The 22,768-nt window shown below is 62.7% G+C and carries 22 protein-coding genes and 1 tRNA gene; 11 read left to right on the top strand and 12 right to left on the bottom strand.

Annotated features, from left to right (window positions below):
- Nucleotides 1–82 precede the first annotated feature (82 nt).
- Complete coding sequence (locus tag I6F31_RS09060) at nt 83–931, bottom strand: MBL fold metallo-hydrolase (protein ID WP_036020963.1); 849 nt, start codon at nt 929–931, stop codon at nt 83–85.
- A gap of 125 nt (nt 932–1,056) precedes the next feature.
- On the opposite strand from I6F31_RS09060, the gene I6F31_RS09055 reads away from it, so the two are divergent.
- Nucleotides 1,057–1,533 (top strand): DUF3775 domain-containing protein, encoded by a 477-nt coding sequence (locus I6F31_RS09055; protein WP_035997316.1) that lies wholly within the window; start codon nt 1,057–1,059, stop codon nt 1,531–1,533.
- Between the two features lie 160 nt (nt 1,534–1,693).
- Here I6F31_RS09055 and I6F31_RS09050 read toward each other — a convergent pair whose 3' ends face one another.
- Together I6F31_RS09050 and I6F31_RS09045 are read right to left on the bottom strand one after the other, a co-directional pair.
- Nucleotides 1,694–2,476, bottom strand: coding sequence for an SDR family oxidoreductase (locus I6F31_RS09050; protein ID WP_035997153.1), 783 nt, complete (start codon nt 2,474–2,476; stop codon nt 1,694–1,696).
- A 139-nt stretch (nt 2,477–2,615) separates the two neighbouring features.
- Nucleotides 2,616–3,128 (bottom strand): CvpA family protein, encoded by a 513-nt coding sequence (locus tag I6F31_RS09045; protein ID WP_035997319.1) that lies wholly within the window; start codon nt 3,126–3,128, stop codon nt 2,616–2,618.
- 121 nt (nt 3,129–3,249) lie between these two features.
- Here I6F31_RS09045 and I6F31_RS09040 point away from each other — a divergent pair, with 121 nt between their 5' ends.
- Entirely contained in the window at nt 3,250–4,011 is a 762-nt protein-coding gene (locus I6F31_RS09040) for an SDR family oxidoreductase (RefSeq protein WP_035997156.1), read from the top strand.
- A gap of 205 nt (nt 4,012–4,216) precedes the next feature.
- Here the strand turns inward: I6F31_RS09040 and I6F31_RS09035 are convergent, their stop codons facing one another.
- Nucleotides 4,217–5,809 carry a choline dehydrogenase gene (locus I6F31_RS09035; RefSeq protein ID WP_225185286.1) on the bottom strand — a complete coding sequence of 531 codons (1,593 nt, stop codon included), beginning with the start codon at nt 5,807–5,809 and terminating at the stop codon, nt 4,217–4,219.
- 388 nt (nt 5,810–6,197) lie between these two features.
- Between I6F31_RS09035 and I6F31_RS09030 the strand changes: the two genes are divergently transcribed.
- From I6F31_RS09030 to I6F31_RS09015, 4 genes are all read left to right on the top strand, one after another.
- A tRNA-Met gene (locus I6F31_RS09030) sits at nt 6,198–6,274 on the top strand.
- 494 nt (nt 6,275–6,768) lie between these two features.
- On the top strand, nt 6,769–7,110 hold the full coding sequence (locus tag I6F31_RS09025) for a hypothetical protein (RefSeq protein ID WP_225185285.1): 342 nt from the start codon (nt 6,769–6,771) through the stop codon (nt 7,108–7,110).
- A gap of 29 nt (nt 7,111–7,139) precedes the next feature.
- Nucleotides 7,140–7,892 (top strand): hypothetical protein, encoded by a 753-nt coding sequence (locus tag I6F31_RS09020; RefSeq protein WP_225185284.1) that lies wholly within the window; start codon nt 7,140–7,142, stop codon nt 7,890–7,892.
- Between the two features lie 10 nt (nt 7,893–7,902).
- Nucleotides 7,903–8,670 carry a hypothetical protein gene (locus tag I6F31_RS09015; protein ID WP_225185283.1) on the top strand — a complete coding sequence of 256 codons (768 nt, stop codon included), beginning with the start codon at nt 7,903–7,905 and terminating at the stop codon, nt 8,668–8,670.
- A 462-nt stretch (nt 8,671–9,132) separates the two neighbouring features.
- Here I6F31_RS09015 and I6F31_RS09010 read toward each other — a convergent pair whose 3' ends face one another.
- The 5 genes from I6F31_RS09010 to I6F31_RS08990 are packed head-to-tail and all read right to left on the bottom strand — an operon-like array spanning nt 9,133 to nt 13,098.
- Entirely contained in the window at nt 9,133–9,900 is a 768-nt protein-coding gene (locus tag I6F31_RS09010) for an ABC transporter permease (protein ID WP_225146265.1), read from the bottom strand.
- Nucleotides 9,897–10,661, bottom strand: a complete 765-nt coding sequence (locus tag I6F31_RS09005) for an ABC transporter permease subunit (protein WP_225185282.1) — start codon at nt 10,659–10,661, stop codon at nt 9,897–9,899. Before I6F31_RS09005 ends, I6F31_RS09010 begins: the two co-directional genes overlap by 4 nt.
- Nucleotides 10,658–11,464, bottom strand: a complete 807-nt coding sequence (locus I6F31_RS09000; protein ID WP_036020982.1) for an ABC transporter ATP-binding protein — start codon at nt 11,462–11,464, stop codon at nt 10,658–10,660. The genes I6F31_RS09005 and I6F31_RS09000 overlap by 4 nt, the downstream gene beginning before the upstream one ends.
- Nucleotides 11,461–12,165 carry an FCD domain-containing protein gene (locus tag I6F31_RS08995; protein WP_225185281.1) on the bottom strand — a complete coding sequence of 235 codons (705 nt, stop codon included), beginning with the start codon at nt 12,163–12,165 and terminating at the stop codon, nt 11,461–11,463. Before I6F31_RS08995 ends, I6F31_RS09000 begins: the two co-directional genes overlap by 4 nt.
- Before the next feature lie 12 nt (nt 12,166–12,177).
- Nucleotides 12,178–13,098 (bottom strand): ABC transporter substrate-binding protein, encoded by a 921-nt coding sequence (locus tag I6F31_RS08990; protein WP_225185280.1) that lies wholly within the window; start codon nt 13,096–13,098, stop codon nt 12,178–12,180.
- A 109-nt stretch (nt 13,099–13,207) separates the two neighbouring features.
- Between I6F31_RS08990 and I6F31_RS08985 the strand changes: the two genes are divergently transcribed.
- Nucleotides 13,208–14,197, top strand: a complete 990-nt coding sequence (locus tag I6F31_RS08985) for a fumarylacetoacetate hydrolase family protein (protein ID WP_225185367.1) — start codon at nt 13,208–13,210, stop codon at nt 14,195–14,197.
- A gap of 72 nt (nt 14,198–14,269) precedes the next feature.
- Nucleotides 14,270–15,046, top strand: coding sequence for a cyclase family protein (locus I6F31_RS08980; protein WP_225149358.1), 777 nt, complete (start codon nt 14,270–14,272; stop codon nt 15,044–15,046).
- 66 nt (nt 15,047–15,112) lie between these two features.
- On the opposite strand, the gene I6F31_RS08975 is transcribed toward I6F31_RS08980, so the two are convergent.
- Nucleotides 15,113–16,090, bottom strand: coding sequence for a GlxA family transcriptional regulator (locus tag I6F31_RS08975; protein ID WP_225126619.1), 978 nt, complete (start codon nt 16,088–16,090; stop codon nt 15,113–15,115).
- 107 nt (nt 16,091–16,197) lie between these two features.
- Here I6F31_RS08975 and I6F31_RS08970 point away from each other — a divergent pair, with 107 nt between their 5' ends.
- The 3 genes from I6F31_RS08970 (at nt 16,198) to I6F31_RS08960 (ending at nt 20,375) form a co-directional block, all read left to right on the top strand.
- Nucleotides 16,198–16,902, top strand: coding sequence for a DJ-1/PfpI family protein (locus I6F31_RS08970; RefSeq protein ID WP_225111534.1), 705 nt, complete (start codon nt 16,198–16,200; stop codon nt 16,900–16,902).
- 54 nt (nt 16,903–16,956) lie between these two features.
- Nucleotides 16,957–18,183, top strand: a complete 1,227-nt coding sequence (locus I6F31_RS08965; RefSeq protein ID WP_225111535.1) for an ABC transporter substrate-binding protein — start codon at nt 16,957–16,959, stop codon at nt 18,181–18,183.
- A 578-nt stretch (nt 18,184–18,761) separates the two neighbouring features.
- Nucleotides 18,762–20,375: an acyl-CoA synthetase gene (locus I6F31_RS08960; RefSeq protein WP_225185279.1), complete on the top strand. Its 1,614-nt coding sequence runs from the start codon at nt 18,762–18,764 to the stop codon at nt 20,373–20,375.
- A 35-nt stretch (nt 20,376–20,410) separates the two neighbouring features.
- Here I6F31_RS08960 and I6F31_RS08955 read toward each other — a convergent pair whose 3' ends face one another.
- Entirely contained in the window at nt 20,411–21,361 is a 951-nt protein-coding gene (locus tag I6F31_RS08955; RefSeq protein ID WP_036021010.1) for an AraC family transcriptional regulator, read from the bottom strand.
- Nucleotides 21,362–21,564: 203 nt separating this feature from the next.
- Nucleotides 21,565–22,764, bottom strand: coding sequence for an MFS transporter (locus I6F31_RS08950; RefSeq protein ID WP_225185278.1), 1,200 nt, complete (start codon nt 22,762–22,764; stop codon nt 21,565–21,567).
- Nucleotides 22,765–22,768: the final 4 nt, after the last annotated feature.

Below are 22,768 nucleotides of genomic sequence, written 5' to 3'. Positions count from 1 at the left end.
TCGTTTCTCCCTGGGAATGGACCGATCGGTTAACTGCTTCATGGAACAGGGCGGCGGGAAATTCAACCGCCCAAAACGGGCATCACCCCAGCGCCACGAACCTGAATGCGTCGCCGTCTCGCTTGATATGTCCGGCGGAGTAATGACCGCCGATCACCAGTGTGGGTGTGTCGGCAAAGCGCGAGAACACCGCATGCCGGCTTGCCGCCGAACGCGCGGGATCAGTATCCACAGTCGAGCACCAGTCGAGATGGGCCATCTGGCAGGGATGATGGGCAACGTCGCCGGTCAGAAGCGCCTGCTCGCCGTCGGACTCGATCAGGACGCTCATGTGCCCCGGGCTGTGACCGGGAGTTGGGATCATTTCGATCTCCTCGCAAAGCCGATGGTCACTCGGAACCAGATCGGCTTGGCCGGCATCGACCACTGGCTTCACGGAGTCGTTGAACACCGCGACCTTGTCCGGCTCGGCCGTGTAATCACGCCAATGATCATATTCGGTCCTGCCGAAAACATAGCGCGCCTTCGGGAACGTCGGCACCCATCGGCCGTCAACCAGCCGCGTATTCCAGCCGACATGGTCGACGTGAAGATGCGTGCACAGCACGGTGTCGATGCTGTCAGGCGGAAACCCCGCCGCGGTCATGGTCTCCAAGAACGGCGTGCTGCGGTTGTTCCAGGTGGGGACGCCGCGGCCTTGCTTGTCGTTGCCGAGGCCGGTGTCCACCACGATCCGGCGCGTCGGCGTCTCCACCACCAGCGAGTGGATCGACATTTTCAGCCGGCCTTCGTCGGTGGCGAAATGCGGGATCAGCCAGGGCAGCTTCTGGATCTCGTCATGGGTGGCTGCCGGCAGGATGAAGCGGGTCGAGCCGACCGTCTCCATTTCGACGAATTTCGTGATCCTGACCTTGCCGACCTTCCACTGCATCCGCCGCCTCCCATTTTCTTGCTCTTGCGCTGGAACATGCACGTTTTCTGCCATCGGGCGCAATGGATCATCTGAGGTGATGTGGCGTTATCGCGGGGAACTGGATGCTAGCCGAAGAGGACGCCATGCCAGAGCTTGCGATTTCCGCGGAAAAGGTCGCCTTTATCATCGAGAAGGCGCGCGAATTCGACGTCAAGGAGGGGGCTTCTGATCCGGACTCCGGCTCGAACGCGGCCGACGACGATATGATGGACGTCCTCGACGACGATGGCTCCGATCCTGTCGTCCAGGAGCTCGGAAGCTTCATGATCGCCCTGAACGAGGACGAGCAGCTCGACCTCGTCGCGCTGACCTGGCTCGGCCGCGGCGACGGCACGATCGATGACTGGGACGATCTGCGCGCCCGCGCGTCGGAGGCGCGCCGTGAATATGGCAGCCCACGCCGCGAAACGGTGCACTATCTGCTCGGCGAGCCCATGCTGGGCGATCTGCTCGCGAACGGGCTCGACGAATTCGGCATCGACTGGACCGATGAGCGCACCACCGCCGATTCCTCCGCTCCGAGCCAGCAGGATGAGGACGAGCCGACCAAGCAGCGGTGATGATTTTACCTCGCCCCGCTTGCGGGGAGAGGTCGGCGCGAAGCGCCGGGTGAGGGGGAGTCTCCGCGAGTCCGACTGTCACCGTGCTTTGCGGAGAGAGCCCCTCACCCCAACCCTCTCCCCGTAAGAACGGGGCGAGGGAGTACATCTGCAAACGCGACTACAGCGTCCCCGGGAACGCGCCACCATCCAGCAGAATGTTCTGTCCGGTGATGAAGCCGGCCTTGGCGCCGCACAGGAAGGCGCAGGCATAGCCGAATTCGTCGGGCTGACCGAAGCGCCCCGCGGGGTTGAGCTTGGCGCGCTCGGCCAGGATCTGCTGCGGTGTGACACCGCGCTTGTCGGCTTCGCCCTTCGCGGTGCTGGTCAGGCGATCGGTCTCGAACGGGCCCGGCAGAAGGCCGTTGATGGTGACGTTGTTGATGACGGTCTTGCGCGACAGGCCGGCGATGAAGCCGGTGAGGCCGGCGCGGGCTCCGTTGGAGAGGCCCAGGATATCGATCGGCGCCTTCACCGCGGCCGAGGTGATGTTGACGATGCGGCCGAACTTGCGCGCCATCATGCCGTCGACGGTCGCCTTGATCAGCTCGATCGGGGTCAGCATGTTGGCGTCGATCGCCTTGATCCAGTCGTCTCGGGTCCAGTTGCGGAAATCGCCGGGCGGCGGGCCGCCGGCATTGTTGATCAGGATGTCGGGCTCGGGGCAGGCCTTCAGCACCGCCTCGCGGCCCGCCGGCGTCGTGATGTCGCCGACGATCTCGGTGACCGTCACGTCGGGATAGGCCTTGCGGATCTCGTCGGCGGTCTTCTTCAGCGCATCAGCGCCGCGCGCGGTCAGCGTGACGTCAACGCCGGCCTCCGCCAGCGAGAAGGCGCAGGCGCGCCCGAGGCCCTTGCTGGATGCACAGACGATGGCGCGGCGACCTTTGATCCCAAGATCCACTGTTTCACTCCCGTAAATGTCAGGCAGGTTTTGGACGGCGGCTACATTAGCCAACTGTGATGCCGCTGATAAGGGATCGGCCCGCACCAAAATGCATGGCGTGCGCTGCGGCGATGCAAATGCGCGGGCATGATCTGGACTAGATCCGCCGCTCCTGCTTGAGGCGGTCGATTGCGGCGGCAGCCTCCGGCGGCAGCGACTTGAAGCCCATCTGGCCCGCGGTCGAGAACAGCGGCCGCAGATGCGAGCCGGCGAGGAAGGGCGGCTGGCGGTTCGTCGGCACGATCTGATCAAACACCAGCACCAAGGTAGTGGCGACGAGGCCGACCCTGACGGCGCCGAGCGCCGCGCCGCCGAGCCGGTCGCCGATGCCGGCCTCGCCGATCGTGTCGTTCAGCGCGATGCGGCCGATATGGCCGAACAGCATGCCGACGACCACGAAGATGGCGAAGAACCAGATCCAGTTCTGCAGCAGCGGCGAGTTCGGATTGCCGGCGATCTGCGGTGCGATCAGCGGCATCAGCGCCACCGCGATCGGGGCGGCGAGCAGATAGGCGAGGATGGTCATGGCGCTGCGTAGCAGCCCGGTCCTGAACCCCAAGCCGACCGCGACTGCCAGCGCGGCATAGACGGCGAGATCGAAACTGTTCATGCGCGAAAGCCCTGCCTCGACGGAACGAATGAACGCCGAGCCGATCATTCCGGTTTCAGATCGCTAAAATCGTCTGTATTGGTGGCTCCAAAGCTTAAAGGAACCGTCCAAGGAACGCGTCATGTCAGACCTATTCGACGTCAGTAAAGAAACCATCCTCGTCACGGGTGCGAGCCAGGGGCTCGGCCGGCAATTTGCCCGGGTGCTGGCGGCGCATGGTGCGGCCGTGGCGCTCGCTGCGCGGCAGACCGACAAATTGAAGGGCCTGGAAGAGGAGATCCGCGGCAAGGGTGGTCGCGCCGCTGCGGTCGCGCTCGACGTCACCGACACTGCCTCGATCGCCAAGGCGGTCGATGCCGCTGAGGCCGCGCTGGGCCCCGTCACCGTGCTGATCAACAATGCCGGCATCGCCATCGAGAAGCTCGCGACCGAGCAGACCGAGGCGGATTGGGACGCCGTGATCGGTGCCAATCTCAAAGGCGCCTATTTCCTCGCAACCGAAGTAGCGCGGCGCATGATCGCGCGCAAGCAGCCGGGCAACATCGTCAACATCGCCTCCGTGCTCGGCACCGGCGTCTTGAAGGCGCTCTCGCCTTACGCGATCTCCAAGGCCGGCATCATCCAGGCGACGAGAGCGATGGCGCTCGAGCTCGCGGGCCAGAACATCCGCATCAACGCGCTGGCGCCCGGCTATATCGACACCGAGATGAACCACGCCTTCTGGTCGACGCCGGCAGGCGAGCGCCTCGCCAAGCGCATCCCGCAACGCCGCGTCGGCGCCGAGTCCGATCTCGACGGCGCGATTCTGCTGCTGGCGTCGAATGCGTCGCGCTACATGACGGGGAGCGTGGTGACCGTGGACGGCGGGTTCCTGCTGAGTTGAACGTGTCTTCGCCTCTTCCCGCGTGCGGAGAGGCCGGAATTTGCGAAAGCAAATTCCGGGCGAGGGCGAGCCTCCGCGATTCGAGACGGCGAGTACACGCGTCGCTCTATCCGCGTCGTCATTGCGAGCGTAGCGAAGCAATCCAGAATCCCACCGCGGAAAGACTCTGGATTGCTTCGCTGCGCTCGCAATGACGGAAAACGAATTACCGCATCTCCCCCCGGATCATATCCGCCGCCTTCTCCCCGATCATGATGGTCGGCGCATTGGTGTTGCCGCCGATCAGCGTCGGCATGATCGAGGCGTCGACGACGCGCAATCCTGCCACGCCATGCACCTTCAACGCCGGATCGACCACGGCCATCGCGTCGGTGCCCATCTTACAGGTGCCGACGGGGTGATAGACGGTGTCGACACGCGCGCGCAGAATGGCGCGGATGTCCTCGTCCGTCTTCACGTCGGATGTGAACATGTCCTTCTTCTGCAGCGCCCGCATCGCAGGCGTCTCCATCAGTCGCCGCGTCGTCTTGAAGCCGGCGACCATCGCCTCGAGATCCTCCGCCTCGCCCAGAAAGTTCGGGTCGATCATCGGCGTTGCGAGCGGATCGGCGCTTTTCAGCCAAATGCTGCCGCGGCTCTTCGGCCTGAGCAGACAAAAATGGCATGAGAAGCCGGCCTCCTTGTGCTTCTTGCGGCCGTGGTCGTCGAGCATCGCGATGACGAAGTGGAGCTGGATATCAGGCACGTCGAGATCAGGCCGGGTTTTCAGGAAGCCGCCGCACTCGGCGAAATTGGTGGTCATCACGCCGCGCCGCTCGCGGCGATATCGCTGGATACCGCGCAGCAGGGATGGCAACCGACCGAGCGAGGCGTGAACGAAGTGCGGATAGTCGGAGGCGTAGACGAATACGAAATCCGGATGGTCCTGCAGATTGCGCCCGACCCCCGGCAGGTGATGCACGACGTCGATGCCGTGGGCGGCAAGCGCATCGCCATCGCCAATGCCCGACAGCATCAACAGCTGCGGCGACTGGAAGGCGCCGGCGGCGAGGATCACCTCGCGGCGGGCGCGCAGCTGCCTTGTCTGCCCGCCCTGCACATATTCGATGCCGACCGCGCGCCCAGCTTCGAACAGGATCTTCGTTGCCTGCGCTCCCGTCTCGACCCGCAGATTCGGCCGCTTGCCGAGATGAGGAGCCACATAAGCCCGCGCCGCGCTCCAGCGCTCGCCGCCCCGCTGGGTCACCTGGTAGCTGCCGAGCCCTTCGTGGTCCTCTTCATTGAAGTCCTCGCGGATGCGGAACTGCGCCTCGCGTGCGGCCTGATGGAAGACGTCGTGGATCGGATTGTCCGAGCGCAGCTTGTTGACATGCAGCGGGCCGCCCTTGCCGTGATATTCGCCGTCGAAATCGGCGTTGTCTTCCGAGCGCTTGAAGTAGGGCAGCACGTCCGCATACGACCAGCCGGAATTGCCGAGCGCGGCCCAATGGTCGTAATCCCATTTGTGGCCGCGGATATAGACCATGGCGTTGATCGCCGAGGACCCGCCGAGGCCCTTGCCGCGCGGCTGATAGCCGATGCGGCCGTTCAATCCCTTCTGCGGCACGGTATCGAAGGCCCAGTTGGCCGCGGCATAGGGCAACGCGAGCCCGAATGGCGTCGTGATCCGCCAGGTGTCGTTGCGTCCCCCTGCATCAAGCAGCGCGACGGATGTGCCCGCATCCTCCGACAGTCGCCCCGCAATTGTGCAGCCGCCCGAGCCCGCGCCCACGACGACGAAATCGAATGTGTCGGTCAATGTTGTTTCCCCCCCGTTTACCGTCATTCTGGGGCGCGCGAAGCGCGAACCCGGAATCTCGAGGTTCGCTTCGCCTCCCGGAACGGCACCCCGGCGTTTTCGGCCTTAATCTTGTTGCCGCAGGCTGGCCGTTTGTGGAACTTCTGGCAAGAGCGCGCGGAACGGCGCGGAAACTCGTCGATTCCCCTGTCACAAAGTCGAAAAAAACGTTCCCGCAGCCCTTTCCAAAGGCAGCCCGCCTTGATACATACCCCCCGCACCCGACGGGCATTGCCCCTCGGGTCGCCTTCCAAGGAAGCCTTTGGGACGGAAGTGGAAAGCCAGCGCGACCAGCGCCGGCCTCAACCGACCGTCCCCAGGATTTAACCGAAGGCACGCAAAGGTTTAACGCGGGGTGGAGCAGCCCGGTAGCTCGTCAGGCTCATAACCTGAAGGTCATAGGTTCAAATCCTATCCCCGCAACCAAATTCGGATTGACCGGATCCGAGACGAAAACGGCCCGCTCGAAGCGGGCCGTTTTTGTTTTGGGGGACCCAATGATTTGTGCCGTCCTGCTCAGGTCGTTCAGAATCGCTGCGACGAGCCGTGTCTAACTTGGCCGATTTCGTGAGTCGTGGTGGCAATTGCGGTCACCGTAATTCCAAGGCCGACGACGTTTATACTTTCTGGCGAGCCCGGTGAGACGAACCGTTCGGCGGCTCGCGGGCGGCTACGGCGCGCCGGTCGTCGTGACCTTTGCTGGGCATGTCGTCTTGCGCCGATTGCTGCAGGACAACATTTTCGGGGCGGACTCAGGACGCTCGTGGGCCAGATGCCTGAGACGGGCGGCCCAACCACGCAACATTCTCTATTCTCCCGTTTACTACTTCTAGATGTCTTCGTAGGATGCCGGTGATTTTTAGGCGCTCACGCATTTTTAGGCGCCCACGTAGGTGCATTTTTAATTTAGGAGACTGGGCATGTGGAGTTTTCTTTTAGCTGCAACCTTCGGCGCTACAGCGCAGGAGTTGCTCCATTGGTACGATCTTCGCGGAAAGCTTGCGTCGAAACGATTGCGCGCCCTTATTTATTCCAAAGAGTATTGGATCATCACAATCCTAGTGATCATGGTTTCGCCGCTGTGTTGTTGGTTCTTGTTTGGCGGAGGCGCCGTTAGCGATCAAACGGCATTTTTGGCTGGAGCTGCTTTTCCGTTAGTTTTCAAAAAGGGTGTTAGTGCTTTCGCAAGTAAAGACCAAGTCGTTTTAGGTGACGCGAGCATCAGAGATTATTTTTTACTTTTCACTCAACCCCGTGCCTAACCATGCATTCGCTCCGACGTTTGCGGACGATGGTGCTGATTACGTGCTTTGCCGCGGCTAGCCCATCACGCTCTGAAATCATCGCGGCCTATCCTAAAAATGCGGACCAGTACGAGAAAGTTTTTGGACATGAGCCCATGGGCAACGAACTTATCTCGGTCCAAGAGGCCGTTCATGCGGCAATGGCCCCAGTGTCTCGAATGGATTCTCTTGCGGAGTATTCCAAACTTGCGCGCGAAGGGAAAGGCTTATTGATTTTGGTCGGGCATAACGGTCAGGGACACTTTAAATTTAGCTCGGGGGAAAGTGCCAAAATAGAAGAACTGGATCGTATCGCGCGTGACGCAAACAGGATCGGTGTCTTCTTAACCTGTAATGGCGCTTGCTATACGAATTCTCCGGCTCCCCGGCTTAAGACTACGTTCAAAGATGCGTTTACTTTGGCGGGAGAGATAGAGAACCGGTTCGCAAATCTCGCGATGCCCGGTTTCTCTCCGGTTGCGCCCGGTTTCTCTCCGACGACGCCCGGTTTCTCTCCAGCGGCGCCGAGCGTCAAGAAGTTCTCTTCGGTATCACTCAGCGTTGATCAGTGTGCTGCCTTGTTTTCAAAGACTAGCTCTACCGCGGCTGGCGTTCCCGTTCGTTATCAAGAAATTTCAAAGGAAATTAAGCGGACCATCTTTCACGCGGAAGCTGCAAAGGTCGTGACTAGCGTTGCAAAGATCATCGCTGGACTGTCCGGTCCAGGATTCCTTTACGTTACTCTGGATAGCCGAGACTAGGAGCGTCAGTATGAATAGACACTGCGTTGCCATCGCGACATTTGGCCTGATTTTCGTATGTGGGTTACACGCGGGAGTACGAATCGCCGTAGCTGCATCATCCAAACCGCTAACTTGCAAAAGTCTGGTGGCGGCGCAAAGGGCGTCTCTCTCCCCAGGGAAAGTAGTAGAAAAAACTGAATCGGAGCTGTCAGCGATTTACGCTGAACGCACTTGTATCAAGAACTATCCTTGGCCGCCAAAATTGATGGTCGAGGCGGATAAGCTAGCGAAGGTCACATTGGAGGAGATGCGTTCAATCAAGAATCAGGTCGAAGCACTGGTCATCGAGTATCAAAAGGTCGGAAAGGCAGGGGCCAGACTTCACGGAGAAAAGGATTTCGTCGCCTATCGGTTTTATTCAGAGGGCGTGGAACGACGGGATATGAAGCTCCTGCAAAAGTTCGGTTATATTCTATATAGTCATGTGCTTATCCGCGACGGTTTACTGGATGAAGCGAAGGCAATCCTTGATGAAGCTTTCGTAAAGTGGGCGATTTCCGTCAGAGATGCGCCTTGGGACAAGGGCGACCAAAGTACATACTTTAGCGACTCAACTCTCGATAAAATATTGCTCTTGAACAAGTATCGTGTGCTTGCGGAAAGTCCGGCCACTTCTCGCGAAGAGGCTTTAAAGGTCGCAGATGAGTATTTTCGAGCAAGGCCGTTTCTGGCGAATGAGATTGATATGTTTGGCGACCCTGGCGCAGATCTGCTTGACAACGCTGGCTGTCAGTAGATCTCGATGTTAAGTCAATACCGTTGGAATTTTAGTTGGAAAATTACTCTGGCGAACTGACCACACGTATTACGGTCCATATCGCTTGGCGCTGCTCCGGCTGACATCGGTCAGTTGAAGGGCGCCAAGTCCAAGTTGCCGTAATACTTCACTTCGATGGTTTCGGCCTTGCCCCAGGTGGTGGTGCTGGCGAGCGTGGCGACGACAAGAAAAATGAGGCGATATATGATCCTTCCGGCGGGCTATCGAGCGCCAAGCCGTACTCGTCGCGAATGATAGGCGCACCAAAGACGTCAGTCCGGTAAGCAGTAAAAAAGAAAGGATGAAGCCGGCGAAGGCAAATCCAAACCCTGCCTGAGGAAGGGGGTATGGTAGGTTCGAAATCGTCCCATGTTGCTTTTGTGAGCTGCGGATCATAATTGCGCGTCGGGCCGTCTTTGTTTTGGCGATGGGATCGCCGCGCTACCTCGCCGCGGTCTGCCAGGCGAGTAGCCGCTGCTCGACCAGTGACATCGCAATCGACGTCAAATATCCGGTCGCGCCGAGCAGGATGACGCCGGCGAAGAGGTCGGCGGACCGGAACGCGCGTGCCGAGAGCAGCACCCAGTGACCAAGGCCGTCGAGGCCGGCCAGGATCTCGCAGACCACCGAGAGGATCAGCGCGACGGTCAGGCTGAGCCGCATGCCCGCGAGGATATCCGGCAATGCCGAGGGCAGGGCGATCTTGGCGATGATTGCGGTGCGCGACATCTGCAGCGAGCGGGCGACCTCATAGAGCCGCGGCTCGACTGCGGCAAAGCCGTGAACGGTTGCGAGCATGATCGGCCAGATCGCGCCGAAGGCGATCACGAACAGCGCCATGCCTTGCGTCAGCCCGAGCATCGCGATTGCGACCGGGATGATCGCCGAGACCGGCAGGGGCCTTAAGAATTCCAGCGACGGCGCGACATAGGCGCGCATCATCCGGGACGAACCGATCAGCGCGCCAAGCGCAATGCCGGCGATCGAGGCGGCGAACCAGCCATAGGCCATGTGCTCCAGCGTGCCGATGAGCTTGCCCGCGAGATCGCCGCTGGAAAAGCCGCGCACCAAAGCGGCCCAGGCGCGGTCCGGACCGGGCAGGAACACCGGCGACACTAGCTTCAGATTGGCGACGAGTTGCCACGCCGCGATGAAGCCGGCTGCGACGAGGGCGCTTGCGACACGCCAGAGGATCGCGGTGCGCTTCATGGATTGTCTCCGGCGAGCGCGGCGCGGCCGAACAGACGGCGCTGGGCGGCGATCAACAGCATGTTCAGCGCGTAGCCGATCGCGCCGATCCAGACGAGATAGGCGAGCATCAGGTCGGCGCGCAGGGCCTGCTGTGCCAGCATGATGCCGGCACCCAAGCCGATCGGGTTGATGGCGATCTCGACGGTGACCGCGACGATCAGGGCGATCCCGGCCGACAGGCGGAAGGCGACAAAGATCCGCGGCAGTGCGGCCGGGATCACGATCTTCGCGATCCGTTGCGGCGCGCTCAGCCGCAAGGCCCGCGACACTTCCATCAATCGCGGCTCGATGCTGCGCACTGCGCTGCGCGTCATGATCAGCATCGGCCAGACGCAGGCGAACGCCACGATCACGATCTCCATGCGATAGCCAAAGCCGAGCGCGATCAACGCAATCGGCAGCAGCGCAATTGAGGGAATCGGGCGGATCGCCTCGACCGTCACCTCCATTAGCCGATCGAGAGGACGCGAAATGCCGAAGGCGATGCCGAGCGCAAGCCCGATGGCGCTGCCGATGGAAAGACCCGCAAAGGCGGCGAACAGCGTGTCGCGGGTCGCGACCGGGATCGAGAGATCGGCGAGCGCGGTGGCCAGCGCTGCGAGGATTGCGCTCGGCGGGGCCAGGCTGTCGCTTTGCAGATGGGTGAGGCGCGCCCAGAGCTCAAAGGCCAGCATCAGCGCCAGCGGCAGCAGCAAGGGCTTCGCGCGGTCGAGGCTCAATGTTCGGTCGCCTTGATGAAGTCGAACAATTGTCGGCGCAGCCGCAGGAATTCCGGATGCTCGCGGGTGGCAAGCTGGTCGCGCGGACGCGGCAGGTCGACGTCGAGCTCGATCCCGATCCGGCCCGGATGCGGCAAGAGGCCGATGACGCGGTCGCCGAGATAGATCGCCTCGTCGAGATCGTGGGTGACGAAGATCACGGTGGTCTCGCTCGCCTGCGTCAGCGACAGGACCTCGTCCTGCAGACCCTGCCGTGTCATTGCATCCAGCGCACCGAACGGCTCGTCCATCAAGAGCGTGGTCGGCTCCTGCGCAAGGCAGCGCGCGATCTGCAGGCGTTGCTGCATGCCCCCGGACATTTCCGTCGGATATTTGTCGGCATGGCCGGGCAATCCGACCTTGCGCAGCAGCGCCTCGATGCGCGCGCCGCGTTCGCGCGCCGGCACGCGCGAGGCTTCCAGCGCCAGCGAGATGTTTCCGGCCGCGGTCCGCCACGGCAACAGCGCCTTGCCGTAATCCTGGAACACGATCGCGACCTCGCGCCGCGGCTCGGTGATCTCTTCGCCCTCAAACGTCACCGCGCCGCTCGTGGGGCGATAGAGACCTGCGGCGAGCCGCAGCGCCGTGGTCTTGCCGCAGCCGGAGGCGCCGACGATGCAGAGGAATTCGCCCGGCCGCACCTGAAGATCGAGATTCTCGATGATGGTCTTGCCGCCGAGCCGCAGCGTCGCGGCATTGAACGCGATCAGCGGTTTCTGCCGCCGCGCGGCGCGCGCCTCAATGAGCCTTGCAACGACGCTCATGATTGTTCCCCGCTCACCTGCGGATAGACGAAATCGATGGTCGAGTGCAGATGCGCCGCCAGCATTTTTTGCGCGGCGGCCACGTCGCGGGCGAGCACGAGGTCGGCGAGCATCTGGTGACTGCGGATGAATCTCTCGCCGCTGTCGATGGCGCCCATCATCACGCGGCGGTAGCGGTAGGCCTGGTCGTAGAGGTCGGAGTGGGCGGCCAGCATGCGCCGCGAGCCGCAGGCGGCGAGCAGCGCGGTGTGGAAGCCCTTGTGCAGCCGGTCGAACTCCGCCGCGCCCTCGCGGAATTCGTTGCCGGTGCGTTCGATGTGTCGGCGCATCTGGTGCAGCGCGCTGATGATGCCGGCCTCCCAGGCAGCATCGCCATGGAGGATGGCGAGCCTGACCGCCTCGATCTCGACCGCCGTCCGCATGCAGGTGATGTCGGCGAGATCTTCGCGACTGACCTCGGCGACGCGGAAGCCGCGCTGGCCGATGCCGACGATGAGGCCGCGCGACATCAACCGCGAAAGGCCTTCGCGCAGGGGCGTGGCGCCGATATCGTAACGTTGCACGAGGTCGAGGATGCCCAGCCGCGATCCCGGTGCGAGATCTCCCGCCAGGATGTCCTGCTCGATGAGGTTTGCGGCACGCTCGCTCAAGGTGCCGGCTTCCGTCGGCAGGCGTTCGAGAGTGCGCTCGGGAGCTGGCATCGTCGATATCCCTTAGTTCAGCACCAGTTTCGCGGTGTCGAGCTTCGATTGCAGCATCTTCTGCGACGACATCACCTCGATCCACCAGCTGAGGTTTTGCGGCTTGAGGTTCGGCTCGGACTGGTTCGGCGGCGTTGCCTTGACGAGATCGAGCGGCTGCTTGGTGAACTTGGCGATCGAGGCCGAGGCCTTCTCGCGGTCGCTGTTGACGATCGCGGCGGCCTCCGCGACGGCCTCGCGAAACTTCTTCACGGTGGCCACATTCTTCTCCGCCCAGTCGCGCGATGCGGCATAGAAGATGATCGGATCGGTGCGGCCGAGCTCGGCGCCGTACCGCGCGCCAACCGAGCCGAGCCCCGCATTGCTCATGCGCGTGACGAACGGCTCGGCCGTGAGCACCGCATCGACGCCGCCTGATTTGATGATGTCGGCCATGGTCGGGAAGGTGACCTCGACGAAATTGACGCTTTTGGGATCGACGCCTTTCTCGACCAGCCATTTCACGAAGAGTACGTGCAGGAAGGCGTTCAGGCCGGGCGCGCCGACTTTCTTGCCGATGAAGTCCTTGGGATCCTTGATGGTGATGCCGTTGCGGACGAAGGCCGCGATCGCGGTGTTGGAGGTCGGGTTCATGACCGAGGCGCCGGCGATCGCGACGAGGTCGAGGCCCCCGTCGACGGCCTGGAGGAAGACGGTGGAGGTGGGGCCGCCGACCTGAATCGAGTTCGACAGGATCGCCGCCGGGATGTTGGAATTGATCGCGATCGGCGTCATCTCGACGTCCAGCCCATGCTTTTTGAAAATGCCTTCGTCGACCGCGACCATGGCCGAGGCGCAGTCGGAGGTCGCGGTGCAGCCGATTTGGATCTTGGCTTGCGCCAGCGCGGGTGCCGTCAGGCCAGCAGACATCCCGAGCACGAGGCCCGCCAACATCGTTCTGCTCGTTCGCCTCACTGCGCTCTCCCCGTTTTGTATTTTTCAGTCTTGTTTATCGATATTTTATCTGATCATATATTTGAAACGATGACAAGGGGTGCCCAAGGTGAAGCTCGCAACGTTCAGATCGGCCGGCCAGGAGAAGATCGGAGCCGTCCATAGCAATGACAGCCAGGTGCTTGACCTCGCCGCCGCGGCCGCACGGGACGGCGGGGTCGATCCGGCCTTCGGCTCAATGCTGGCGCTGATCGACGCCGGGCCCCGTGCGCTGGATCGGGCCCGGGCTCTGCTGGACAAGCATGGTCAGGACGCGACGCTGTCGGCGGCGGTCAGCGCCGTCGACATCCTCGCGCCGGTGCCGGAGCCGAGGCAAATGCGCGACGGCATGTCGTTTCCCCTGCACATCCTGCAGGCGCCGCGCGGGCAGCTAAAGCTCGCCGCGCGTGCCAAGGGCGACATGGCAGAGTTGGCGCGCATCGACGCCGAGCCGCTCGGCGAATTGCCCGAGGTCTATCGCAAGCAGCCGATCTTCTACATCACCAACCGCTTCAGCGTCCGCGGCACCAACACCACAGTGAAATGGCCGCGCTACAGCAAGGTGATGGACTACGAGCTCGAATTCGGGATCATCACCAAGAACAAGGGCGCGAACATTTCCGCCGCGAAAGCCAAGGATCACATCTTCGGCTACACCATCTTCAATGATTTCTCCGCGCGCGACGCCCAGCGCATCGAGATGGAGGGACGGCTCGGCCCTGCCAAGGGCAAGAGTTTTGACGGCGGCAACGTGATGGGGCCCTGGATCGTGACACCGGACGAGATCGGTGATCCCTACAAGCTGAAGATGGAAGCGCGCGTCAACGGCGAGACCCGCTCGAAAGGCGTGAGTGAGGGCATGCTGTTTTCGTTCGAGGAAATCATCGCTCACGTCTCCCAGGACGAGACGCTGATGCCCGGTGAATTCATCGGCTCCGGCACGGTCGGCAATGGCTGCGGCCTCGAGCTCGGCTGGTTTCTCGAGCATGGCGATACGATCGAGCTCGAGGTCGAGAAGATCGGCATTTTGAAGAATCGCGTCGAGCGGCAAGAAACCTGAAGGGGGCGTCTGAAGGCGCGCTTGAAGCGACGCCTGACTGCCGCCAACGAGAACAATCAACGAGGAAGCGCCATGACGAGCAAGCTGATCGACATCTCCGTCCCCCTCCAGAACGACGTGCCGGCCGACCCGCCTGGCAATCATCCGACGATCCAGTACATCAATCATCAGCAGGGCCTGCCGCGCATGCTGCAGTTCTTCGATGGACTGAAGGCCGAGGATCTGCCTGATGGCCAGGGCTGGGCGGTGGAGCAGGTCAGCCTCTCCACCCACAACGGCACGCATCTCGATGCGCCCTGGCATTTTCACCCGACCATGAATCGCGGCGAGCGGTCCTGGACCATCGACGAGGTGCCGTTGGAATGGTGCTTCCAGCCCGGCGTGAAGCTCGACTTCCGGCACTTGCCGGACGGCTATGTCGCGACGGCCAAGGACGTCGAGGCCGAGCTCAAGCGCATCGGCCACGAGCTGAGGCCGCTCGAGATCGTCGTGGTCAACACCAGCGCCGGCGCCAAATATGGCCGGCAGGACTACGTTACCTCGGGCTGCGGCATGGGCTATGAGGCAACCATGTACCTGCTCGAGCGCGGTGTGCGCCTGACCGGCATCGACGGCTGGAGCTGGGACGCGCCGTTCGTTCACACCGCGAAGAAATATGCCGAGACGAAAGACGCCAGCCTGATCTGGGAAGGCCACAAGGCCGGACGCCATATCGGCTATTGCCATCTCGAGAAGCTGCACAATCTCGAACAGCTGCCGCCAACCGGCTTCAAGGTGTCATGCTTCCCCGTGAAGATCGAGCGAGCCTCGGCGGGATGGACGCGAGCGGTCGCGATTTTGGAGGGGTAGCTTATTGTCCCGTTGGGCGCCCATGGCGTCAAAAGGTCGAGCCACCCCGCCCGTCGCTTGTTGTCTCTACCCTTGATGGAATCGAACCCGGTAGTCATGCGGCAGCACGTTCAGGCGGCGGCGGAACGCGCGGCGTAGATGCTCCTCGCTCTGAAAGCCTGCGCGCGCGGCGATTTCCTTGATAGGGGAGGCGGACTCTTCCAGCGCGCGCCGGGCAGCCTCGACGCGAAGCTCTTCGACCGCCTTGGCGGGCGTGCGGCCGGTCTTCTGGCGAAACACGCGCGCGAAGGTGCGCGGGCTCATGCCCGCTCGTTCGGCGAGACTTTCGACACGCAAATCGCGGCCGAGATTTTCTTGCATCCAGCTCGAAATTTTTTCGAGAGCCCGATCTTCCGAGGCCTGCATTGACAGCGGCACGCTGAATTGCGCCTGCCCGCCGGGCCGCTTGAGGAAAACGACGAGGCGCCGCGCGATGCGCATGGCCTCGCGATGGCCGAGATCATCTTCCAGCAGCGTGAGCGCCAGATCGATGCCGGCCGTCACGCCTGCCGATGTCCAGATGCCGCCGTCATGCACGAAGACCGGGTCGACCTGAACCGAAACGTCGGGATGTTTTGCGCGCAGCAGGTCACAGGAACCCCAATGGGTGACCGCGCGCCGCCCGCGCAGCAGCCCGGCTGCGGCGAGGATGAATGTGCCCGTGCAGACCGAGCAGACGCGCCTTGCCTTCGGCGCTGCCAGGCGAAACCAATCGACCAGCGCGGCTTCTGCAGCGGCGCGATGGACGCCGGGACCGCCACCCACCATGAGGGTGTCGATGTTCTTGTGGTCGCAGTCAGCGAGGGCGGTCGTCATCACCTCCAGACCGGACGAGGTTTTGACCGACCCGCCTTTCAACGAGCAGATCTGCCAGACATAGGGCGCGCGCCCCGCTTTCGACGTTTCGCAGGCCAGTTCGAAGGCCTGTAGCGGTCCGGCAAAGTCGAGCAGCAGACAGTCGTCGAAAAGGACGAAGACCACGCGGCGGGGGGCGGAACGGGCCATTGGCAGCCCCTTGAGCAGGGAAGGCTTGGCAGGAATTGCGTGTGTTATGACATTTCGGCAAAGGCCCTCCGCTGTCAACATGAGTTATCCAACGTTAGGAGGGCTCCATGTCCGGCAAGCGGATCGAAATCGGAATTCTGTACTATCCTGGGATGACGCAACTGGACGTCACCGGACCATTCGAAGTTTTTGCCCGTCTGCCGAACGTCCGCATGCACCTGCTGTGGAAGCGCATCGAGCCCGTCGTCAGCGACGTCGGTCTGCCGCTGCTGCCAACCACGACCTTTGCCGACTGCCCGGATCTGGACGTGTTCTGCATCGGCGGCGGTCCGGGACAAGTCGCCACCATGGACGATGACGAGGTGATTGCCTTCGTTCGCGACAAGGGTGGATCGGCGCGCTACATCACCTCAGTTTGCGCCGGCTGTCTGATCCTCGGCGCCGCGGGCCTCATCGATGGATACAGGTCAGCCTGCCATTGGCTGATGAGCGACCAGCTTGCTGCGTTTGGCGCCATCGCCGTCGACGAACGCGTCGTGGTCGACCGCAACCGCATTTCCGGCGGTGGGGTCACCGCCGGTATCGATTTCGGTTTTCAGGTTGCCGCCGAACTCTGCGGCGAAGACGTTGCAAAAAACCTCCAGCTGATGCTGGAATATCAGCCGCAGCCGCCGTTCGACATCACCGTGCAGAATGCGCCGCGTGAGCTGATTTCCCGCATGCGCCGCGAGGCCGAACCTTGGCTGCAAAAGCGCGCAGCCGCGGTGCAGAAGGCGGTTTCTAAACTCAAGGCGAGAGCAACGGCGGCTTAAGCTGTTCGAGACAGGGAGGAAAGGCACAAGCGCCCTTATTGGAAAGGTGTTCGCATGAACTGGCACGGCCGCATCGCTACGCTTCTCGTCGTTGGGACTTTCATCGCATCTTTTCTGCCCACCCACGCCGCCGAACTCTCCGGTCGCGTGGTCCGGATCGGCATCATCAATGACCAGACCGGGCCATTGTCCGACCTGTCGGGATCGGGCTCCGTGGCGGCAGCCAGGATGGCGGCGGAAGACTTTCAGAAACTGGTGCCGTCGATCAATGTCGAGATTTTGGCCGCCGATCACCAGAACAAGCCCGATATCGGCGTCGGCATTGTCCGCAAATGGTTCGACGTCGACGGCGTCGACATGGTCGCCGACGTCTCCAATTCGGCCGTGGGGCTGGCGATCCAGTCGCTGGCGCGTGACAAGAACAAGATTGCGGTCTACTCGGCGGTGGCGACCACCGAACTGACGGGCAAACAATGTTCGCGAAACGGCCTGGCGTGGCTGCACGATTCCTACAATCTGGTGTCGGGACCGATCCGCACCCTGGTCAGCCAGGGCTACGACACCTGGTTCTTCATCGCGGCCGATTACGCGTTCGGCAAGAACATGGTGTCGGAATCGCAGCGCGTGCTGGCGGCGGCGGGCGGCAAGTCGCTCGGCGCGGTGTATCACCCGATTGGCAACGCGGACTACAGCTCTTTCATCCTGCAGGCGAAGGCGTCCGGCGCCAAGGCGATCGCCTTCGCCAATGCCGGCGACCAGCTCGTCAACCTGATGAAGCAATGGAACGAGTTCGGCATGAACACGGGAAGCCAGAAGCCGGTGGCCGAACTGATGTTCGACACTGATGTTCATGCGATGGGCCCGAAAACCGCCAAGGGCCTGACCACGCTGACGGCATGGTACTGGGCGTTGGATGACGAGAGCAGGGCGTTCGGCCAGCGCTTCTTCAAGCTTCGCAGCGCCATGCCCACGGCACCGCAAGCCGCGGTCTATTCCGGCGTCAGCCACTATCTGAAAGCAGTCGCTGCCGCAGGCACGGATGCGACGGATCCAGTGCTGGAGAAGATGCGCTCGACGCCCGTCGACGATTTCTACGCACGCGGCGCGAGGTTGCGCGACGACGGCAAGCTCGTGCACGACTTCTATCTTGTGCAGGTGAAGGATCCGTCCGAGGTCAAGGCACCCTGGGAGTACTATAACGTGCTCGAGAAAATTCCAAGCGGCGAAGTCTACGCTTCGCTGGCTGACAGTGAATGCCCGCTGGTCAAGCGGGGCAATTGAGGTTGGAGTGCCAAACCCGCGATCTGATGGATAATCGTGATCGCGGGCTTGGTCGGCGCGCATTACGGTGACGGTGCTGGACCGCGCCACGGTGACAGTGCTGGACCGCGCCAACTCCGACTGTGCATCGGCCAACGTTGGAGAAAACAAAAAGGCCTGACGAGCCTCAACCGCGCAACTCGCTCGCCGAAAGGCGCCGCCACATCCCGGCCCGCCCGACCTCCTGCGATGATGCCACTATGCTCCTGTTTTGCCCGACGAAGCAAATCGCGAGAGACCCCATTCGGAATGGGCGGCAACGATCGCGGCCAATTCGCCTCGGCTCGCTTGGGCGAGCCGGACAGGCGAGTCACCACGATTCCTCGGCCTCTTGGCTCCTGAAAGCCTGCCCGACCCGCACCCAATCCGGCTCCACACCTAACCCATTGATCTTGCAGCCCCCGTCTACTGTGCATGGGGTTGTTTTCGCGAGTTTTGATCTGCCCCGTGCAATTTGACGTCGCTGACAGCGCCGACTACGTTCCGCGAAACACGAAAGCTCGCGAGCGTTGAGCCGAGCGAAATTCCACGGGGAAGAAATGACCGGCGACATTGCAGCCACCATCTCGAAAGCGCGCGAGCATTCCATCGGCGATCTTCTGCGCCGCTCCGCAGGCCGCGAGCCGAACAAGCTCGCGGTGAGCTGCGGCGATGTCAGCTGGAGCTTTGCCGAGATGGATGCGATCTGCAACCGGCTCGGCCGCGGCCTGCTCGGCCTCGGCGTTGGCAAGGGCGACCGCCTCGCCGTGCTCTCGCGCAACTCGCACGCCTTTGCGGCGCTGCGCTTCGCGGCCGCACGGATCGGCGCGGTGCTGGTGCCGATCAACTTCATGCTCAATCCGGACGAGATCAACTTCATCCTGAAGAGCTCCGGCGCAAAGCTGCTCGCGACCGGTCCCGATTTCGTCGAGCCGGCACGCGCGGCGAGCGCGAAGGATTGCGCGGTCGAGAAGATGATCTGGCTGCCGGGCGAGGATCCGGCCGCGGCGCCTGCCGACCTCACCACCTTCGATGATCTATTGCATCCCGACGGGTCGTTCCTGGACGCCTCGGTCGATAGCCGCGATCTCGCGCAGATCGTCTACACCTCGGGCACGGAATCGCTGCCCAAGGGCGCGATGCTGACCCATGAAGCCGTGATGTGGCAGTATGTCAGCTGCATCATCGATGGCGGCATGAGCGTGGACGACAAGTTCCTGCACGCTCTGCCGCTCTATCATTGTGCGCAGCTGGATGTGTTCCTGGGTCCGCAGGTCTATCTCGGCGCCTCCGGCGTGATCACGGGCAAGCCGACCGCCGACAACATCCTGGCGCTGATCCAGGCGCACAGGATCACCTCGTTCTTCGCGCCGCCGACGATCTGGATCGCGATGCTGCGCTCGCCGAACTTCGACAAGACTGATCTGTCGACGTTGCAGAAGGGGTATTACGGCGCCTCGATCATGCCGGTGGAGGTGCTGCTCGAATTGCAGCGCCGGCTGCCGGCCGTAAAGTTCTGGAATTTCTACGGCCAGACCGAGATCGCGCCGCTCGCGACCGTGCTGCGGCCGGAGGACCAGCTCCGCAAGGCAGGCTCCGCCGGCAAGCCCGTGCTCAATGTCGAGACGCGCGTCGTCAACACGGCGATGGAGGATGTCAAGGTCGGCGAAGTCGGCGAGATCGTGCATCGCTCGCCGCATCTGCTCTCCGGCTATTACAACGATCCGGTCAAGACCGCGGCGGCATTCACCGGCGGCTGGTTTCATTCCGGCGATCTCGCCACGGTCGACGAGGAAGGCCACATCACCGTGGTCGACCGCGTCAAGGACATGATCAAGACCGGCGGCGAGAACGTCGCCAGCCGCGAGGTCGAGGAGATGGTCTATCGCATCCCGGAGGTCTCCGAAGTCGCGGTCGTCGGCCTGCCCGATCCGCGTTGGATCGAGGCGGTGACCGCCATCGTCGTGGTCAAGACCGGGGCAAAGCTCGACGAAGAAACCGTCATCAGACATTGCGCCGGCCATATGGCCCATTTCAAGGTGCCCAAGCGCGTGATCTTCGTGGACGCCCTGCCGAAGAATCCGAGCGGCAAGCTGCTCAAGCGCGAGCTGCGCCAGCGCTTCGTCGGCGGCGAAACGCTCGACAAGGCGGTGCAGAAGAGCTTTGGGACGTAGCAGGCGCCGTTCCGGCACCGTCGCGGCGAACTCGCCTATTCGGCCTCGCCAGCCAGCTTCCTGACATCGTCGGGCGTCGCTCCGAAACGGCGGCGAAACGCGCGATGGAAGTAAGAGACGTCGTGAAATCCGGCGAGGTGCGCGATCTCGATGATCTTGCGGCTGCGCATCGCAGGATTTCGCAGCAGTCGTTCGGCGCGCAGCAATCGTTGCTCCAGCACGAAGCCGCTATAGGTGATGCCGGCCTTCTCGAACAGTAACTGGATCGTGCGCGCGCTGATGCGGTGCGTGGCTGCAAGGTCGGACAGCGACAATGCGGGGCTGTCCAGCTGCGCCAGGATGTCGGACTTGAGCGCTTCGAAGCGCGCCGCCGCAAGGCCGCGCAATTGAGCCTCTTCGGCGGCATCGCCGCGTGCGCCGAGCATCAGGACGGCGAGGTCGAACAGGTGCTGCGAGACCGCATCGAGCTCCGCCGGCGCGAGCTTGTCCGCGTGCGCATGCGCGAGATCGTAATATCGCAGGAACATCGATGTGATCGGGTTGGCGCCGGAGATCGACCCCGCGATCAGGTCCTCGGCATTCGGGCAGGCGCGCAGCAGGGCCTTTCGCGGCAGCAGCGCGGTCTGGAAATTACCATACGCCAGTTGCGTGATTTGGGCCCCCTTGATCGAGGGATCGCCGATCGTGATGTCGCCGGCGGCGACCTCCAGTGGCCGTTTCCCCATGGCCCCACGCAATGCCGAATTGGGCGACGTCGTGATCACCAACTCGTCGTTCGTTCCCAATGACACGAAGGACATCGGCGTGCCGAACGAGGCCGAGAGTCTGAGGCGGGGAAGAATGGCAGGCGCAATGGTTCGGTGAACGCGCCCTTCACCAACCGGCACGAAATCGACGTTCGCTACCTGACGGCAAAACTGCTCGCGCCATTGTTCATAGGCCGCACCGTTCGGGTCGCCATCGAATGAGAGCTGCGGCTGGGTCATCGATCGCCGGAACGCCAATTGCCGATTCATTGCGGTCCGCACTTTCGTCGGCGCGCCGGGGATGCGGCAACTGGAAAAGCGCCAGATTGCGCAAAAAACCACTCGCGCCTACGCGCTGAGCCAGCGACCAGGTGCCGCAGCCTGCTTATTGGGCAGATCGAAGGCGGGCACGTTGCGCCGCGACCGCCATACGGCGCTGTCGCTCAATACTTCTTCACCGCCGCACTGAAGGCCAGCCACAGCGCGATCGACGCCAGGCCAAAGCCGCCGAGCAGTAGGAAGGTCGGCCCATAGCCGATCCATTGCGTGATCCATCCGCCGAGAGCCGGGCTGAGGCTCGCGCCGACACCCTGCACGGTGATCACGGCGCCCTGGCCGAGATTGATGCGGCCGGTGCCGTTGAGCGCGCGCGCGACCATGCCGGGGACGGCGACCGTTTGCAGTCCGGTGCCGATGCCGTCGAGCACCTGCATCGGCACGACGCCCCACCATCCCGTGACGAAGAAGGCGAGCACGCCGCGGACCGGCAAGAACATGAAAGACACCAGGATCACCGGCCAGTAATTGCGCTTGCTCGCGGCCTTCATCGCGATCAGCGACGTGACGATCATCACGCCCTGTGCGATCACCACGGTGGTTGCGACGAAGCTCGGGCCGTTGGCCTGTCCCTCGGCGACCGCGGCAAGTCCGTACAGCGGCACGATCGCGGCATTGCCGAGGTGGAACAGCGCGAGGGCGAGAGCAAGCACGAGCAACGCCTTGTGCTTCAGCAGCATCGTCATCGCATCCGGAGGCGCTTTGGAATCGTCCTCCTTGCCGCCGCGCGCGGCGCGGTCGTCGATCGCCTTTGCTGGAATCATCATGACGCAGGCGATGGCGATGGCGCCGAACACGGCCGCCAGCGCGAACACGGCGACATAGCCGAACTTGTAGCCGAGATAGCCCGACAGCGCCGCGCCCACCATGTTGCCGGCGTGGTTGTACGCCTGGTTGCGGCCGTTGAGCGCATTGAAGCCCTTCTGCTTGGCGATGCCGAGCGTGATGCCCGTGACCGCCGGCACGATGGCGGCGCTCGCCAGCGATTGCGCCACTTGCGAGAACGTCACCGCCCAGAAGTTTTGCGAGATCAGGATGATTGCGGACGCCGAGACAACGCAGATGCCGGGAATGATCACCCACAGCCGCTTGTTGCGGCTGGAATCGATGAAGCCGCCGATCGGAGTCGTGACCAGCATGCCCGCGACGTTGCCGATCGTCATTGCCGTGCCGATCAGGCCGGTCGCCCAGCCGCGTTCCTGAAGGAAGACCCCGACGAACGGCCCGATGCCCGACTGCATGTCGGCCATGAAGAAATTGAGCGCGAACAGGGGCCAGATGTGAGACGTTGAAGGGCGAGATGTCATCGAG

It is taken from the genome of Bradyrhizobium sp. NBAIM01 (genome assembly GCF_020194115.1).
Classification (GTDB): Bacteria; Pseudomonadota; Alphaproteobacteria; order Rhizobiales; family Xanthobacteraceae; genus Bradyrhizobium; species Bradyrhizobium yuanmingense.
Note: the sequence above shows the minus strand (reverse complement) of the source record. Positions and strands in the feature narration are given on the sequence as shown.